This is a genomic window from Aliiruegeria haliotis (genome assembly GCF_003003255.1).
Taxonomy (GTDB): domain Bacteria; phylum Pseudomonadota; class Alphaproteobacteria; order Rhodobacterales; family Rhodobacteraceae; genus Tropicimonas; species Tropicimonas haliotis.
Window position 1 is genome coordinate 55,729 of record NZ_PVTD01000012.1, and the last position, 15,614, is coordinate 71,342.

17 protein-coding genes are annotated in these 15,614 nt (G+C 60.2%); 7 read left to right on the top strand and 10 right to left on the bottom strand.

Translation table 11 applies throughout. The features are described from left to right. Nucleotides 1–9: 9 nt before the first annotated feature. The 6 genes from CLV78_RS20395 to hemJ all read right to left on the bottom strand — a co-directional run bounded on the left by CLV78_RS20395 (nucleotide 10) and on the right by hemJ (nucleotide 6,472). Nucleotides 10–816: a ParA family protein gene (locus CLV78_RS20395; protein ID WP_106207508.1), complete on the bottom strand. Its 807-nt coding sequence runs from the start codon at nucleotides 814–816 to the stop codon at nucleotides 10–12. Further along, entirely contained in the window at nucleotides 809–1,441 is a 633-nt protein-coding gene (rsmG, locus tag CLV78_RS20400; RefSeq protein ID WP_245925207.1) for a 16S rRNA (guanine(527)-N(7))-methyltransferase RsmG, read from the bottom strand. The genes CLV78_RS20395 and rsmG overlap by 8 nt, the downstream gene beginning before the upstream one ends. Next, nucleotides 1,434–3,305, bottom strand: a complete 1,872-nt coding sequence (gene mnmG / locus CLV78_RS20405; protein WP_106207510.1) for a tRNA uridine-5-carboxymethylaminomethyl(34) synthesis enzyme MnmG — start codon at nucleotides 3,303–3,305, stop codon at nucleotides 1,434–1,436. The genes rsmG and mnmG overlap by 8 nt, the downstream gene beginning before the upstream one ends. A gap of 2 nt (nucleotides 3,306–3,307) precedes the next feature. After that, on the bottom strand, nucleotides 3,308–4,588 hold the full coding sequence (mnmE, locus tag CLV78_RS20410; RefSeq protein ID WP_106207512.1) for a tRNA uridine-5-carboxymethylaminomethyl(34) synthesis GTPase MnmE: 1,281 nt from the start codon (nucleotides 4,586–4,588) through the stop codon (nucleotides 3,308–3,310). A 24-nt stretch (nucleotides 4,589–4,612) separates the two neighbouring features. Further along, nucleotides 4,613–5,884: a transcription termination factor Rho gene (gene rho, locus CLV78_RS20415; RefSeq protein ID WP_106207514.1), complete on the bottom strand. Its 1,272-nt coding sequence runs from the start codon at nucleotides 5,882–5,884 to the stop codon at nucleotides 4,613–4,615. Nucleotides 5,885–6,019: 135 nt separating this feature from the next. Beyond that, on the bottom strand, nucleotides 6,020–6,472 hold the full coding sequence (gene hemJ, locus CLV78_RS20420; RefSeq protein ID WP_106207515.1) for a protoporphyrinogen oxidase HemJ: 453 nt from the start codon (nucleotides 6,470–6,472) through the stop codon (nucleotides 6,020–6,022). A gap of 416 nt (nucleotides 6,473–6,888) precedes the next feature. On the opposite strand from hemJ, the gene CLV78_RS20425 reads away from it, so the two are divergent. The 4 genes from CLV78_RS20425 to dnaQ are packed head-to-tail and all read left to right on the top strand — an operon-like array spanning nucleotide 6,889 to nucleotide 9,590. Next, entirely contained in the window at nucleotides 6,889–7,488 is a 600-nt protein-coding gene (locus CLV78_RS20425; protein WP_106207517.1) for a Maf family protein, read from the top strand. Then, the gene (locus CLV78_RS20430) at nucleotides 7,485–8,318 is read left to right on the top strand and encodes a shikimate dehydrogenase (RefSeq protein ID WP_106207519.1); all 834 of its coding nucleotides are present in this window, start codon (nucleotides 7,485–7,487) and stop codon (nucleotides 8,316–8,318) included. Before CLV78_RS20425 ends, CLV78_RS20430 begins: the two co-directional genes overlap by 4 nt. Next, complete coding sequence (gene coaE / locus CLV78_RS20435) at nucleotides 8,315–8,905, top strand: dephospho-CoA kinase (RefSeq protein ID WP_106207521.1); 591 nt, start codon at nucleotides 8,315–8,317, stop codon at nucleotides 8,903–8,905. Before CLV78_RS20430 ends, coaE begins: the two co-directional genes overlap by 4 nt. Further along, on the top strand, nucleotides 8,898–9,590 hold the full coding sequence (gene dnaQ / locus CLV78_RS20440) for a DNA polymerase III subunit epsilon (RefSeq protein ID WP_106207522.1): 693 nt from the start codon (nucleotides 8,898–8,900) through the stop codon (nucleotides 9,588–9,590). Before coaE ends, dnaQ begins: the two co-directional genes overlap by 8 nt. 72 nt (nucleotides 9,591–9,662) lie before the next feature. On the opposite strand, the gene secB is transcribed toward dnaQ, so the two are convergent. Together secB and CLV78_RS20450 are read right to left on the bottom strand one after the other, a co-directional pair. Then, nucleotides 9,663–10,187 (bottom strand): protein-export chaperone SecB, encoded by a 525-nt coding sequence (secB, locus tag CLV78_RS20445; protein ID WP_106207523.1) that lies wholly within the window; start codon nucleotides 10,185–10,187, stop codon nucleotides 9,663–9,665. A gap of 64 nt (nucleotides 10,188–10,251) precedes the next feature. Beyond that, nucleotides 10,252–10,743 carry an FxsA family protein gene (locus CLV78_RS20450; protein WP_106207524.1) on the bottom strand — a complete coding sequence of 164 codons (492 nt, stop codon included), beginning with the start codon at nucleotides 10,741–10,743 and terminating at the stop codon, nucleotides 10,252–10,254. A 109-nt stretch (nucleotides 10,744–10,852) separates the two neighbouring features. On the opposite strand from CLV78_RS20450, the gene CLV78_RS20455 reads away from it, so the two are divergent. The 3 genes from CLV78_RS20455 to CLV78_RS20465 are packed head-to-tail and all read left to right on the top strand — an operon-like array spanning nucleotide 10,853 to nucleotide 13,186. After that, nucleotides 10,853–11,521, top strand: coding sequence for a Tim44/TimA family putative adaptor protein (locus CLV78_RS20455; RefSeq protein ID WP_106207525.1), 669 nt, complete (start codon nucleotides 10,853–10,855; stop codon nucleotides 11,519–11,521). A gap of 42 nt (nucleotides 11,522–11,563) precedes the next feature. Continuing rightward, nucleotides 11,564–12,544: a murein transglycosylase A gene (gene mltA, locus CLV78_RS20460; protein ID WP_106207647.1), complete on the top strand. Its 981-nt coding sequence runs from the start codon at nucleotides 11,564–11,566 to the stop codon at nucleotides 12,542–12,544. A gap of 6 nt (nucleotides 12,545–12,550) precedes the next feature. After that, the gene (locus CLV78_RS20465; protein ID WP_106207526.1) at nucleotides 12,551–13,186 is read left to right on the top strand and encodes a Smr/MutS family protein; all 636 of its coding nucleotides are present in this window, start codon (nucleotides 12,551–12,553) and stop codon (nucleotides 13,184–13,186) included. A gap of 4 nt (nucleotides 13,187–13,190) precedes the next feature. On the opposite strand, the gene CLV78_RS20470 is transcribed toward CLV78_RS20465, so the two are convergent. Beyond that, a complete protein-coding gene (locus CLV78_RS20470; protein ID WP_106207527.1) occupies nucleotides 13,191–14,411 on the bottom strand; it encodes an MFS transporter in 1,221 nt (406 codons plus the stop codon). Next, nucleotides 14,412–15,512, bottom strand: a complete 1,101-nt coding sequence (locus tag CLV78_RS20475) for an alpha/beta hydrolase (protein WP_106207528.1) — start codon at nucleotides 15,510–15,512, stop codon at nucleotides 14,412–14,414. Nucleotides 15,513–15,614: the final 102 nt, after the last annotated feature.

The following is a 15,614-nucleotide window of genomic DNA, read 5'->3' on the forward strand; positions in this document are numbered from 1 at the left end:
CTGCTCTCCCTACCGTAGCCCGGCAAGATCGCGTGCGATCATTTCCTCGGCCAACGCCTTGTACGCCACGCTTCCTTTCGAAAGGGGATCATAGTCCAATACCGATTGGGAATAGCTCGGCGCTTCGCTGACGCGAACGTTCCTGGGAACACGCGTCTCGAAAACCAGATCCCCGAGCGCCTCCCGTGCGTCGGCCTCCACCTGTTGAGACAGGTTGTTGCGACCGTCGTACATGGTGAGGACCACGCCTTCGATCCGAAGGTTCGGGTTCGCCGTCTGCCGTACCTCACGGAGTGTCAGCATCAACTGAGATAGACCTTCCAGCGCGAAGAACTCACTTTGAAGGGGAACGAGGACGGAATGCGCCGCCACCATTGCGTTCACTGTCAGAAGGTTCAACGACGGTGGGCAATCAATGAGGATAAACTCAAGCTTCTGTTCCATCACGGCTGGCTGGCGCAATGCGTCATGAAGCAAAAAGCTCCGGCGTTCATTCGACACGAGCTCAATATCAGCGGAGCTCAGATCCGTCGTGGCCGGCGCGATGAGCAGATTTTCGACACTGGTCGGATGGATGACGTCTGCAAGCGGAGCATCCTCCAGCAGCAAATCAAAGGTCGTGTGCCGACGATCATGCGCTTCGATCCCCAGCCCGGTCGACGCATTCCCCTGCGGATCGAGATCCGCAATCAGCGTTCGGTGACCGGCCTTCGCCAGGGCAGCTCCCAGATTGATGGCAGTTGTTGTTTTGCCCACGCCGCCCTTCTGGTTGGCAACGGCGATGATCTTTGGTTCGGACCGGTAAAGGTCAGTCACGCTGGATGTCCCCAACTACAAGAATAGTGGCCTTTGGGTCGGTTATACTGGGCTTCTTCACAAGCTTGAAGCGCCAGTTGGCCTGTGCTTGGAGAACTTCCTCTTCGCTACGGGACCCCTTTGGAAACAGGCATGTTCCAGTCGTTAAAAGGTGTCTGTCCGCAAACTGAAGCAACTTTTCCAGAGGTGCGAGCGCCCTTGCAGAGAGGATATCCGCTTCCTGTGGCTTCAGGTCTTCTATCCGTTTCGTCGCAACCGTGGCCTGAACACCGGTCTCACGGATGACCGTCATCAGGAAGGTTGCCTTCCGTTTGTCGGATTCCACAAAGGTAAACCGGAGGTTGGGCGCAATTTCGGCCGCAAGAACGGCACAGACCAGACCCGGGAACCCCCCTCCCGTGCCCAGATCCAACCAATGGCCGACGTCCGATGGCCGGGCCAGAAACACCTGGGCGGAGTCCACGATATGTCGCGTCCAACTATCGTCCAGCGACCCCGCGGACACCAGATTGATTGCTGGGTTCCACTTTCGAAGCAAGTCGTGGTGATGACCAAGCCGATCAAGTGTTTCACGTGAAACATCCAGACCCACCACGCGTTGAAAACTGTCGATCGGGTTACGCACGTCGCCGCTCCGCCTTGCGGAGATGGGCAAGAATTAGCGTCAGGGCGGCCGGGGTCATCCCGTCAATTCGACCGGCCTGCGCCAAGGTTCTGGGTTGAACGCGTGCCAGCTTTGACCGTAGCTCGGCCGACAACCCCTCCAGTGACTCGTACAAAAAGTCCGCTGGTATCGGCCTTTCTTCATCCCGCTTCAGAAGGGCAACATCTTTCTTCTGGCGTTCGATATAGGACTCGTAGATTGCGTCCCGGCCCACCTGCACCAGTATTTTCGGAGATATCGCATCAACGCCCGGTAGAATTGTTGCCAAGGTCCCTGCGTCGGCATTCGGAAGCGCCAAAGCCTCCAGCCCATTTCGCTTGGGACCGTCCGCATTTACGCGGACACCAAGAGCATTCAGCTCGCGAGACGACACACTCGCCGACGACAAGAACGCCTTCGCATCCTGGATTTCGGCCATCTTTCTTTCGAATACGGCGCGACGGCTCTCCCCGACAACTCCCAGTTCAAGTCCGATCGGAGTCAATCTCTGATCCGCATTGTCCGCGCGCAGAGAAAGGCGGAACTCGGCCCGGGACGTGAACATGCGATAGGGCTCCGCAACCCCCTGTGTCACAAGATCGTCAATCATCACGCCGATATAGCTCGTATCACGGGCGAATACTGCCGGTTCCAGACCCTGAGTACGGCGTGCCGCGTTCACGCCCGCAACCAATCCCTGCGCCGCTGCCTCCTCATATCCGGTGGTTCCGTTGATCTGCCCAGCGAGGTACAGCCCATCAAGAGCCTTCACCCGCAAGCTGGCATCCAGGTTCCTCGGATCGAGGTAGTCATACTCGATTGCGTAGCCAGGCTGCTGGATTTGCACGTTTTCCAGGCCGGCGATCGATCTCACATAGGCTTCCTGAACGTCCTCGGGCAATGACGTGCTGATACCATTCGGGTAGACTGTTGCGACCGTAAGGCCCTCCGGTTCAAGGAAGATCTGATGCGAGTCCTTGTCGGCAAACCGCACCACCTTGTCTTCGATCGACGGGCAATACCGCGGGCCGACACCTTCGATGTGACCGCCATACATCGCCGACCTGCCCAGATTGTCGCGAATGATCTGGTGCGTCTTTTCGTTGGTATGCGTGATCCCACAGGGAATCTGCCGCGCGGAGACTTCGGTCGACAGAAACGAGAAAAGCTCCGGATCCTCGTCTCCGGGTTGCTCGGCGAGAACGCTCCAGTCGATTGTGTTTCCATCCAGGCGCGGAGGCGTACCGGTTTTGAGACGCCCCATCGCCAAACCAAGCTCACCCATCTGCCTCGCCAACAAGTTGGACGGGTCGTCTCCCATACGGCCCGCGGCATACGACCGGTCGCCGATGTGAACCACGCCATTCAGAAAAGTCCCCGTGGTCAGGACCACGGCCCGGGCTGCAACAAAGGCTCCATCCGCCATGGAGATTCCTGCAATCCTGTTCGATTCGATTACAAGGCCAGCGACTTCGCCCAGCAACACTTGCAGACCATCAATGCCCTCTATCTCGCGGCGCATCGCAGCTCGATACAGCTTCCGATCCGCCTGTGCTCGGGGACCTTGCACCGCCGGACCCTTCCGGCGATTGAGTAGCCGATATTGGATCCCGGCCTGGTCTGTCACCCGCCCCATCAATCCATCAAGTGCGTCGATTTCCCGAACGAGGTGGCCCTTGCCCAATCCACCAATCGCCGGATTGCAGGACATCGTTCCAAGATCATCGAGTTTCAACGTGACCAGCGCCGTGCGTGCGCCGGCACGAGCGGCTGCGGCCGCGGCATCACAGCCGGCGTGTCCACCACCAACGACAATGACATCAAACTCATGTTTCACGTGAAACATCCTCACTTCCCAATGCAAAACGATCCGAAGATCTCGCCCAGCACATCTTCAACGCCAATCCGGCCAACGAGCGAATCCGTCGCACGGACAGCGACACGAATATTCTCTGCGATCAATTCCGCCATTCCCATACCATGAAACAGCTCTTCGCGGGCCAACTCCAGCGCGTGACTCGCCCGGCCTAGTGCATCGGCGTGCCGCAACCGTGTCGCCGTCTGTGCAACGCCCATGCGCCCCCGCAACTCGTTCTCGACCACTTCCAATAGCCGCCCGATCCCTTTGCCCGTCTTTCCCGATACGGCAAGGCCATCACCAACGACGCCGAGGTCGGCCTTCCCGGACACGACAATATCACCTTTCCGCTGCTCCACGCCAAACAGGTCATTGCCCATGAAAATCCGGAGATCCGCCTCCCCCGCCCTCTGCATCGCACGTTCCACGCCCAGAGACTCGATCTGGTCGTCGGTCTCCCGCAATCCGGCTGTATCCAGAAAGGTAACGGGCAAACCCGACACATCCAGCCTGACCTCGATCACATCCCGGGTCGTGCCTGCAATCTCGGACGTGATTGCCGCCTCTCGACCGGAAAGGCGATTCAGAAGCGTTGATTTTCCGGCATTCGGCGGCCCAACGATAGCAACCTCGAAGCCATGGCGAAGCTGTTCTGCCGTTGCGACACCGGCGGCTTCTTCCGAGAACTCATGTATTAACGAATCCAGCAGCGCTTCTACGTCCGGCGTCACATCCACCGGAACTTCTTCATCCGCAAAGTCTATCGTTACCTCAACCAGAGCCAGAGCACGAAGCAACTGCGCCCGCCAAGCTTCAACCTTGTCGCCGAGGCTTCCGGTAAAGACCCGCATAGCCTGCTGCCTCTGCGCCTCTGTTTCGGCATCTACAAGGTCGGCGAGCCCCTCAACCTGCGCCAGGTCCATCTTGTCGTTTTCGAGAGCCCGGCGCGTGAACTCCCCGGCCTCCGCCAAACGAAACCCGGAAATGGAACTCAATGCCCGGATCAACCGGGATACAACAGCCACGCTTCCATGGACCTGAAATTCGACCGAACGCTCGCCCGTGAAGCTTGCTCCGACATCAAATGCCAGCACCAAGGCCTGATCGATGACATCGCCGGCATCCACAAGCGAGCGCAAGCTCGCCATCCGGATCGGTGGGACGCCGCCACACAGCCGATCACAGCTTTTCCAGGCTTCGGGGCCAGAGACACGTACCACAGCGACCCCGGCGCGGCCGGGCGCCGTCGCCAGGGCGAATATGGTATCCATGCTATGCTCCGTCGTGGGAACGCCCTAGGTGTTCATCGAGTCGAAAAATTCGGCGTTGCTCTTGGTCTGTTTCAACTTCGAGATCAGGAACTCGATCGCATCCGTGGTGCCCATCGGGTTCAGGATCCGGCGCAGCACGAAGGTTTTTTGAAGATCGCGCGGGTCGACCAGAAGATCTTCCTTACGCGTACCGGACTTCAGAATGTCCATCGCCGGGAAAACCCGCTTGTCCGCGACTTTCCGGTCCAGAACGATTTCCGAGTTACCCGTTCCCTTGAACTCTTCGAAGATAACCTCGTCCATCCGGCTTCCGGTATCGATCAGCGCGGTTGCAATGATCGTGAGAGATCCGCCCTCCTCGATATTCCGGGCGGCACCAAAGAACCGCTTTGGCCGCTGGAGGGCGTTCGCATCCACACCACCGGTCAAAACCTTGCCCGATGACGGAACAACCGTGTTGAAGGCTCTACCAAGTCTTGTGATGGAGTCGAGAAGGATCACAACATCTCGTTTATGTTCAATCAGCCGCTTAGCCTTCTCGATGACCATTTCCGAAACAGCAACGTGCCGCGTCGCGGGTTCGTCAAAGGTCGACGAAATGACCTCGCCCTTCACGCTCCGCTGCATGTCCGTCACTTCTTCCGGCCGTTCGTCGATCAGCAGGACGATCAAGTAGCACTCGGGGTGATTCCGTTCGATGGAATGCGCGATGTTTTGCAGCAGCACGGTTTTGCCGGTTCGCGGCGGCGCCACGATCAGGCAACGCTGACCCTTCCCGATGGGGGCCACCAGGTCGATGATCCGTGCGGAACGATCCTTGATGGTCGGATCGTCGATCTCCATGTTCAGGCGCTCATCAGGGTACAACGGCGTCAAGTTGTCGAAATTGACCTTGTGGCGGGCCTTCTCCGGCTCCTCGAAGTTGATTTCCGAGGCATTCATCAGCGCGAAGTACCGCTCGTTCTCCCGCGGTGCCTGGATGACGCCTGCAACCGTGTCACCGGTACGCAGGGCGTACTGACGGATCATCTCAGGCGAGACATAGATGTCATCAGGACCTGGCAGGTAGTTCGCCTCCGGAGAGCGCAGAAAGCCGAACCCATCCTGCATCACCTCAAGAACGCCATCTCCGGAGATTTCCCAACCGTCTTCGGCGCGCTCCTTGAGGATGGCGAACATCATGTCGCCCTTCCGCATCGTGGAGGCGTTATCGATCTCCAGCTCCTCAGCCATCGCCAGGAGATCCTTCGGGCTCTGCGCCTTCAGTTCGGAGAGAGACAGGGACAATTCGGACATGCGTGCGTACTTCCTGAGCCGGGACCGGCTGCGGTATCATATGTGAACGGAAAGACCTGGCAGGACAGCCATTGGGCAGACCACCTAAAGGCTCCGCGCCGCGGAGTCAATTCCCACCGGCGCGATCCTGCCGGATCAGAACTTCACGATGACAGAGAACACGATGATCAACATCAACACCGTCGGCACTTCGTTCATGATGCGGTAGGTCCTGCCGGAGAGGCTGAACCGCCCCTCAACGAAGTCGTGCCGGTGCTTTGCCAGCCACATGTGAAACCAGGTCATGGCACCAACCGCCAGAAGCTTCGTATAGGGCCACACTGCGCTCCAGTCGACGATACCCGGCGTCAGCAGCAGCAATACCCCAAAGACCCAACTGGCGATCATGGCGGGGTTCATGATCAGCTTCAGAAGCTTGCGCTCCATCATCTGGAAAACACCGTCCATCTCTGTGCCAGCAACCGTTTGCTCCGTGTGATGCACGTAGAGCCTTGGGAGATAGAACAGCCCAGCCATCCAGCTCATAACAGAAACCACGTGGAGAGCCTTGGTCCAGAGATAGGCATTCGCCAGCCAATCCATGATCATTGCATTCTCCGGAATATATTTCGTCGCTTTGCTCTCTAAATAATAAATAAGAAAAGAAAAGAGGTAGTGGTTGTAGTAGGGGCTGTGGATTTGTGGATTACGTGGTTTTGCACCGGAATCCACACAGGTGGATATCGTTCCACCGAGTTGGGCCGATTTCTGGGTATTGTAGGTGAAAGTCTCTTTTTTACAATACGTTATTCACTTCCAACCGGTGTGCATGGTTGTGGATAACTGACCTGAAACGGCACGCCAAGCAAGCTATCCCGAACACACAGGTTCGGGTCGTCCACTTGGGATGGAACATGTCCTTGCGGTGCGGAAAGGGTGCCGGTACCGATGATGCACGGTTCAGTCCCTTTTGGGTCACATCGCGCCAAGGTTTCACACACCGGGTTTTCCACAAGGATACGCACATGAGCACCGATTTCGTACTCGCGTCCGGATCATCTGTCCGTGCAGACCTGCTGCGAAACGCGTGCGTTCCCTTCCGAGTGGAGACCGCGAGAATCGACGAAGATGCCCTGCGCGCTGCGCTCGAGCTTGAGGACACTTCACCCCGGGACATGTCCGATCTTCTGGCGGAAGCCAAGGCGGCAAAGGTGGCGGCAAAGAACCCCGATGCAATGGTTCTCGGGTGTGACCAGGTCCTTGAGTTCCGCGGGCAGACATTGACCAAACCGCACGATCCGGACCAGGCAATGGCCCAACTCGCCAGCCTTGCCAGCCAGACGCACGATCTCTATTCCGCCGCTGTGCTATTCGACCATGGACGTCCGGTGTGGCGACATATCGGGCGTGTTCGCATGACCATGCGCTCCCTTTCTCAGGAATACATCAAATCCTATGTAGATCGGAACTGGGACGAGATCCGTCATTGCGTAGGTGCATATATGCTGGAACGCGAAGGCGCCCGTTTGTTTTCAGGCATCGATGGCGACTACTTTTCGGTTCTGGGGCTTCCGTTGTTGCAGCTTCTGGATCATCTTGCCGAAAGGGGAGTGATTGAGACATGACAAGCAGGATTCCACTGGCCGGCGTGATCGGCTCGCCGATCAACCATTCGTTGTCGCCCCGGCTTCATGGGCACTGGCTGCGGAGCGCCGGAATAGTTGGCCACTACATTCCCATGGATATAACGGCCGAGGACTTGCCAGAGATCATCCGCACCCTGCCCCGCATGGGCTTTGTCGGTGTGAATGTCACGATTCCGCACAAGGAATCCGCCCTCAACCTCGCCAACCTTGTGACCGACCGCGCGGCGTTGATCGGTGCCGCCAACACTTTGATTTTCCATGAGGATGGCCGTGTTCATGCTGACAACACGGATGGCTACGGCTTTCTGGCAAATCTGCGCCAGAACGCACCCGGCTGGGATGCACGGACCGGCCCTGCCGCAGTCATTGGCGCCGGCGGCGCGGCGCGGGCTGTCGTCACCGCGCTGCTGGAGGCCGGTGCTCCGGTCATTCGGGTGACCAATCGAACCCGTCCGAGAGCAGAGGCATTGCGATCCGAGTTCGGGCCCAAGATCATTGTGCACGATTGGGCAAAGGCCGGAGACATGCTTGCGGGTGCCGCGACCGTGGTCAACACCACTTCGCTTGGTATGGCCGGCAAGCCGGAGTTCAACGTGTCACTTCGGCAGCTCGAAGCCGATGCGGTCGTGAACGACCTGGTTTACGTACCGCTGGAAACCCCCTTTCTTCAGGAGGCTGCCGCCAAGGGCTGCCGTGTCGTCGATGGGCTTGGCATGTTGCTCCACCAGGGCGCGCCCGGGTTCGAACGTTGGTTCGGGGTTCGCCCGGTCATTGATGACGACCTGCGCGCGGCGGTGCTGTCCGGATGACTTCGCCTTTCAAGATTGGCCTGACCGGATCCATCGGGATGGGCAAATCCACGACCGCTGCAATGTTCGAGGACGAAGGAATTCCGGTCTGGGATGCTGATGCCGCTGTTCATCGCCTCTATGCGCCCGGCGGCAAGGCGGTCGAGCCCATGCGTGCGCTTTATCCTGCAGCCATTGTTGACGGATCCGTGAGTCGCCATCGGCTGAAGGAATGGATCTCCGGCGACAACTCGGCACTGAAACGCATCGAGTCGATCGTTCACCCGCTTGTGGGCGAAGACCGGACACAGTTCATCGCAGAGACCAAGGCGCCGATCGTCCTGTTCGATATCCCTCTGCTCTTCGAGACTGGCGCGGCCAAAACGATGGACATGACGATCGTCGTCTCCGCTTCCGCGACAGAACAACGCCGACGTGTCATGGCGCGCCCTGGAATGACGGCGGAGCAGTTCCTGCGCATACTGGCGCAGCAGCTACCCGATGCCGAGAAGCGTGCCCGTGCTGACGTTGTCATAGATACATCTACCTTGGACGGGGCACGGGAGCAGGTACGAGAGGTTCTCGAAAGGATCAGGAACGATGCGTGAAATCGTGATGGACACGGAGACCACGGGTCTCGACCCCTTCGACGGGCACCGGATTGTCGAGATCGGTGGCGTGGAACTGGACAATCATGTTCCGACCGGCCGCACCTACCACCAATACATCAACCCGAAGCGCGACATGCCGACGGAGGCCTTTGACGTGCACGGGATCTCGGCGGAGTTCCTTGCGGACAAACCTGTTTTCGAGGCCATTGCGCAGGGTTTTCTGGACTTCGTAGGGGACGCGATCCTCGTCATCCACAACGCACCCTTCGACATGAAGTTCCTGAACGCCGAACTCGACTGGGCCGGGTTCCCGAAGCTGCCCGGAAACCAGGCGCTCGATACCCTTGCAATGGCGCGCAAGCGGTTCCCGGGGTCGCCCTCGTCGCTGGACGCGCTCTGCCGCCGCTTCGGGATCGACAATTCCAACCGGGTCCTTCACGGCGCGCTTCTCGACTCCGAGATTCTGGCGGATGTCTACCTGGAGTTGATCGGCGGCCGTCAGCCTGACTTTGCGCTGGCCAACGCTGGCGCCGCGTCTTCGGGTGGTCCAGCAATCAACTGGCGTGCCGCACCGCGGGCCACACCGCTGCCTTCCCGGATCACCAATGCGGAACGCGAAGCGCATGGCAAATTGGTGGAAAGTCTCGGAGAAGACGCGCTCTGGAAGGCTTTCACAGGCTAATCGATGACGAACCTTAAAAAAGGCCTCCGGCAGAAATGCGGGAGGCCTTCTTGGTCTGAAGGTGGAGAAGGATCAGGCGTCGGCCTGCGCTTTTCCAGCTTGCTCAGCTTGCGCACGGCGGATGAGTTCCTGCCGGTACAGCGCCATGAAGTCCACGGTATCGAGGTTCAACGGCGGGAAGCCACCATCGCGTGTCACATCGGAAACGATGCGGCGAATGAAGGGGAACAGCATCCGGGGGCATTCGATCAGCAGGAACGGGTGCAGTTGCTCTTCCGTGACGTTCTCGATCAGGAAGATCCCGGCGTATTCCAGCTCCATGAGGAACAACGGCGACTTGTCCTCGGTCTTGTTGCGGGACTCGACCTTGAACTTGGCAATCACCTCGTACTGGTTCTCGGCGGTGCGCTTTTTAGCGTCGAGGTTCACCTGAACCTGCACGTCCGGCTGGACCTCGCCAGTCACGCCCTTCTGCGCGACGATGTTCTCGAAGGACAGGTCGCGGATATACTGACCCAAGACCTGCATCTTGATTTGCGCGGCCTGCTGGGCCGCACCTTCGGCAGCGCCGTTCTCGTTGGTGGGGGTGTCGGACATCTGTATCTCCCGGATCAAAAGAATTTGCTCTTGATGCGGGGCATATCATCCCGTCGCGTCAGTCTCAATCCTGCGTCCAGCCCGACGGGCCGGTGGTCCGGCGCGGCGCCGGCTTGATCTCTTCGAAGTCACCGTCGATCACGTCTCCGCGTTTCGGGTGTGACTGCCGGGGCCCGGTCTGGAACCCGCCCATCGAAACAGAGGACTGCATGACGACACGGCTCCTGATCCAGCGGAACATCGCCTCCCGAACCTTCGGTACCAGAAGAAGGAAGCCGACGGCATCCGTGAAGAAGCCCGGAGTCAACAGGAGCGCACCGGAAAAGAGGATCATCGCCCCATGGGCAAGCGGTTCGGTGGGGTCATTCAACTCGTTGAAAGAGCTTTGAACCTTCATCAGGACGTCACGGCCCTGCTGGCGGACCATTGTCGTGCCGATGACAGCGGTCAGGACCACGATTGCAAGCGTCCAGCCGAGGCCGAGAATCCCGCCAAGCTGGATGAAAAGTGCGATCTCGATCAGCGGGACCGCTATGAACAGCAGCAACAGGGGCATCACTCTCCTCCAACGGGGCGGTGTTTGTGGACTTGTCTTCCACGCTCGCTTACATAAGTGCGGTGTAGACGGGAAACCATCCCCCCGAAGAATATTGAAGAGGGCATAAATGAGTGCTGCCGTGATCCAGCTCCTGGTTTTGGCCGGGATCGCTATATTCCTGATCCTGCGGCTTCGGTCCGTCCTCGGTACGCGGGAAGGATTCGAAAAACCGCCCCTCGCCGCGAACGAAAGTCCGAGCGACCGGTCAGCCGGACAGCGTGATTTCGAGGTGATTGACGGCGGCGTCGATCACGATATCACCGATCATGCCGAGGAAGGCAGCGCCGCTGCCGAGGCCCTTGCCGAAATGAAGCGCGCCGAGCCGGGTTTCAGCGTCAGCGAGTTCCTGCAGGGCGCTCGCGGAGCCTACGAGATGATCCTCATGGGCTTCGAGCATGGCGATCTGGACCAGGTCGCGCCCTTCCTGTCGCCGGACGTTTTCGAGGCATTTTCGACCGTTCTGGACGAGCGTGAGGCACAGGGCCTTCTGGTCGATGCGAATTTCGTCGGTGTCCGCGAGCTTTCACTTCAGGACGCCGCGTTCGACGCCGAAACGGCTACCGGTGAGATCACCGTTCGGTTCCAGGGCGAGTTGACCTCCGTGGTCCGCAATACCGCCGGCGAGATCGTCGAGGGCAATGCCAACGAAATCAAACGTCAGCGCGACGTCTGGACCTTTGCCCGCAAAATGGGCACCGGCGATCCGAACTGGCAACTGGTCGCAACGGGTGGTTAATTGGCCCTCCGAAGCGCCGTGGCGGCGCTCGCGGGTCTGGTGATGGCGGCTTCGGCCGCAGCCGAGCCACCGGCGCGACTACTGTCTTTTGACGAACTCGATGGTTGGGCCGCGGATGATCACGACGCGGCCCTGTCCGTTTTCGTGAAAACATGCGATATCCTGAAGGATCCCGATTGGGCGCCGATCTGCGAGGTTGCCCGCAATCAATCCGGGGGGCGCGCCTTCTTCGAGCTCTTCTTCCGGCCGGTGCAGGTCGGGGACGAGCCGGCTCTCTTCACAGGCTATTTCGAACCCGAGCTGTCTGGCTCGCTCACGCGAACCGCTCGCTACCGATATCCGCTGTACTCTCGTCCGAAGGACATGCCGAAGGGCCAGCCTTTCGCCACACGTGCGGAAATCGAGGCTGGCTTGCTGGCGGGCCGTGGCCTTGAGATCGTTTGGGTCGACGACCCCGTCGAGAGATTTTTTCTTCAGATTCAAGGGTCAGGGCGCGTTCGTCTTCCCGATGGGCAAGTTGTTCGGGTAGGTTACGGCGGCAACAATGGCCACCCTTACCGCTCCGTCGGCAAGGAAATGGTTCGGCGCGGGATCTATGCCGCTCACCAGGTTTCGGCCCAGGTCATCAAGAACTGGGTGCGCCGGAACCCGGTCGAAGGGCTGAAGTTGCTGCACCACAACCCGTCCTTTGTCTTTTTTCGGAAGGTCACGGCGGTTCCGGCCGACAAGGGTCCGATCGGCGCGATGAACCGGTCGGTCACCCCTGAACGGACCATCGCGGTCGATCCTGCCTTCACGCCGCTTGGTGCGCCGGTCTGGATCGAAAAGGGTGGCTCGGATCCGATCCGGCGGCTCACCATCGCGCAGGATACCGGTTCGGCCATCAAGGGACCGCAACGGGCCGATATCTTCTACGGAACCGGGGACGCCGCGGGGCGTGCGGCCGGAAAGATCAAGGATCCCGGCCGGATGGTCGTCCTGCTCCCGATCCAGCGTGCCTTTGCGCTCGCCACCGAGGAGTGAGCGCTGATGACCCGCAAGCGTCATCCCCGTACCCTCTCCGAGGACGATCTTTCGCTTTGGCAACAGGTCGCCCGAACCGCACGCCCGTTGAAACCGACGACCATCCTGGCCAAACCGGGACACACTCTGCCGGATGCAGACCCGGCGCCGATCGATCCACCACCGAAGCAACCTGCCCGCACCATTCCCGCCTTCCGGGTTGGAGAGGCCGCCCGCTATGACCATTCCAAGGGTCACAACCTGACCCCCACCCTTGAGGCGCAGTTGACTGCGCAGCATGTCCAGATGGATCGCAAGACCTTCGGCAAGATGAAGAAGGGAAAGATCCGCCCGGACCGCAAGATCGACCTGCATGGCATGTCGCTGGCCCAGGCGCACCCGGCGCTGACGCGTTTCATCCTTGGGGCGCAGGCGGACGGGTGTCGTCTCGTTCTGGTCGTTACCGGAAAGGGCAAGGTCCGCGATGACCCCGGGCCGATCCCGACGCCGCGCGGTGTGCTGCGCAACCAGGTTCCGTCCTGGCTTTCCCTACCACCGCTTGGCAGCGTGGTGCTGCAGGTGACCGACGCTCATATCAGCCACGGCGGCTCGGGTGCCTACTACGTCTATCTTCGCCGACATCCCGGCAGGCGGGGTCGCTGACAGGTCAGGTCGATACCAGCTTTCGCGCGCGCTCAAGCGCCACGAAGACGAGGATCGCGACCAGCACGAAGTATACCCCGAACAGGACCATCTGCGTCTCGAACCCCAGCCCGGCGTCGATCCCGAACCCGGTCAGGACAGGCCCGACCGCAGAGCCGAGGACCATGATCGCCGAGGCCATCGCCTTGATCGAACCGAGGTGACGGGTGCCGTAGAACTCTGCCCAGAATGCGTTCGGCAAGGTCGAGTTGGCGCCGGCACTCAAGCCGATGAGCGCCATTCCGACGGCTGTCGCGGCGACGCCCGAAGTGGTGCCCAGAACCAGGAAACCAACCGCAATCGGCAATGGCACGAGGGGCAGGAGGCGCGCGGTGCCGAAACGGTCAAGCGCCAGCCCGCTGGTCACCATCATGATGACGGACGCGGCGGTAAACACCGGGAACAGCGCCACAATCGAGAGATGTGCGATCCCCTTGATCTCCGCGAGATGCACCTGCTGAAAGAACAGCGCCGTGACGAAACTCGATGGGCCCAACAGCAACGGCACCATGCACCAGAACAGCCAGTGCCGGACCACTTCGGGACGCGTCCACTGGCGTCCGGCCATGCCTGTTCCCGACATGACATCCGGGTTGTCGCCCGGTGTCCGTTCCTTCCGGAGCAGCGCCAGTAGCACCGGGAGCGCGAGCAGGATCATCACGGCGGCCAGAACCCACAGACCTCTCCAGGCGAAGACCCCGAGCAATGCGACAAACGCCAGCGGCAAGATGCTCTCACCGAGCGTGACGCCGAGGGATGCAACCGAAAGGGCCTTGCCCCGTGTTGCGACGAACCAGCGGCCCATGGCGACGATGGCAATGTGGGTGGTCATCCCCTGCCCGGCGAAGCGGAGCGCGAAGATCACCAGCGGCAACGCCCAGGCGCCCGGCACGGCGGCCATCGCCAGACATGCCACTGCAAAGAACGGCAGTATCACCTGCGCCAGTTCCCGCACGCGATACCTGTCGGTCAGTGTGCCGGCCCAGACCATCACCATCGCGGAGGCCAACGTGCCCATGGAGTACATCGCGCCCCAGTCGCCGTGGCTCAGCCCGAACTCCGACCGGATTTCGCCGGCAAAGATCGAGATGAAGAAGGTCTGACCATAGCTGGAACTGAGCGTCAGCAGGAAACCGGCCGCCAGCCACGCGGCGTTTACTCTCAGAAACTCGATAGTGTTGCGCATCTACTGGCCCGTATGTTGGATCTGCGCCGGGTCGAGCAGGACGGCCGTAGCGTTTTGAACTGCGATGATCGTGCCGGGGATCAACCCGGCCTGTGCAGATGCACCACTCTGAAAGGCATCCGCCATTTTCTGCCGGTTCTCTGACAGTTTTATCAGAGTTGGGGAACTGACCACAGTCATGTGGACGTTGCGGGTGTCGCGAAATTCACTCACGTCCAGCACGACGATGTCATGTTGTGCGATCGGTTCCACGGTCTCAAGGTTGCCTACGCGCCGATCGTGGCCGGTCACCTGCGCGGACACGCGCAACGCCCTGTCCCGGCTGGAGGTGAAGACCAGAAACGGCTGTGGCAACTCACCGATATCGTCGATGACCGCATTGAAGACATCGACGTCCATGTCCGGTGCCATCAGCGCCACGCCATTGATCCGGTCCCATGCGGCGCCGCGACCAGAAAGCGACATCTGTCGCAATGTCTCCAGGGTCACCTGCGAGCCGAGGGAGTGGGCCAACAGGATGATGCTCTGCGCACCGGCGGCAGCGGTTTCCTCGATGAGGTCCTGAAGTCCTCGGCGCGCATAGAGCACGCTGTCGCGGTCATGGGGGTATCCAATTGCGGTGCCGCTGGAGGGCCAGGCGTAGTGGACCGGCAAGGCATCAATAGGCAGATCCTGTTTCATCTGCGCGGTCCGGAACACCCCGTCGGCCAGCGTATTGTTGTAGCCGTGGATGAAGATGAAGACTTCGCCGTTCCAGTCCGGGTTCTGTCGCAATTTCCGGGTGATGGCGGCCCGGTATCCCTGGTCGCTCAGCGGCTGGAGCCTGCGGGTCATGAAATGCCGGGACGGATCGTCACCGATCTCGACACGGCCAACCTCATGTCGCGGTGGAACAGAGACAGCGACTTCCGCGAAACTGATCCTGTCGCGCTTGCTGGGGTGGTAGAGCCCGTCCGGTGTTTTCGCCCGGGTTGTACCCACCAGGACGTTGACCGTCGAACCAGTATCCTCCGGCACCTCCCTAGGGCGGATGTCGGCATGTGGCGTGCACGCACACAGGAGGGCGACCAGCCCGCAGTGGATCAACACGCGCGGTATCATGCTGTCCCTCTACTCCGATCGGGGACCATGTACCATGACCGACCATGCGGCGTCCGGTCTCGCTCTCACCACGACCGGGTTTCGCACACGCGCCTAGGCACA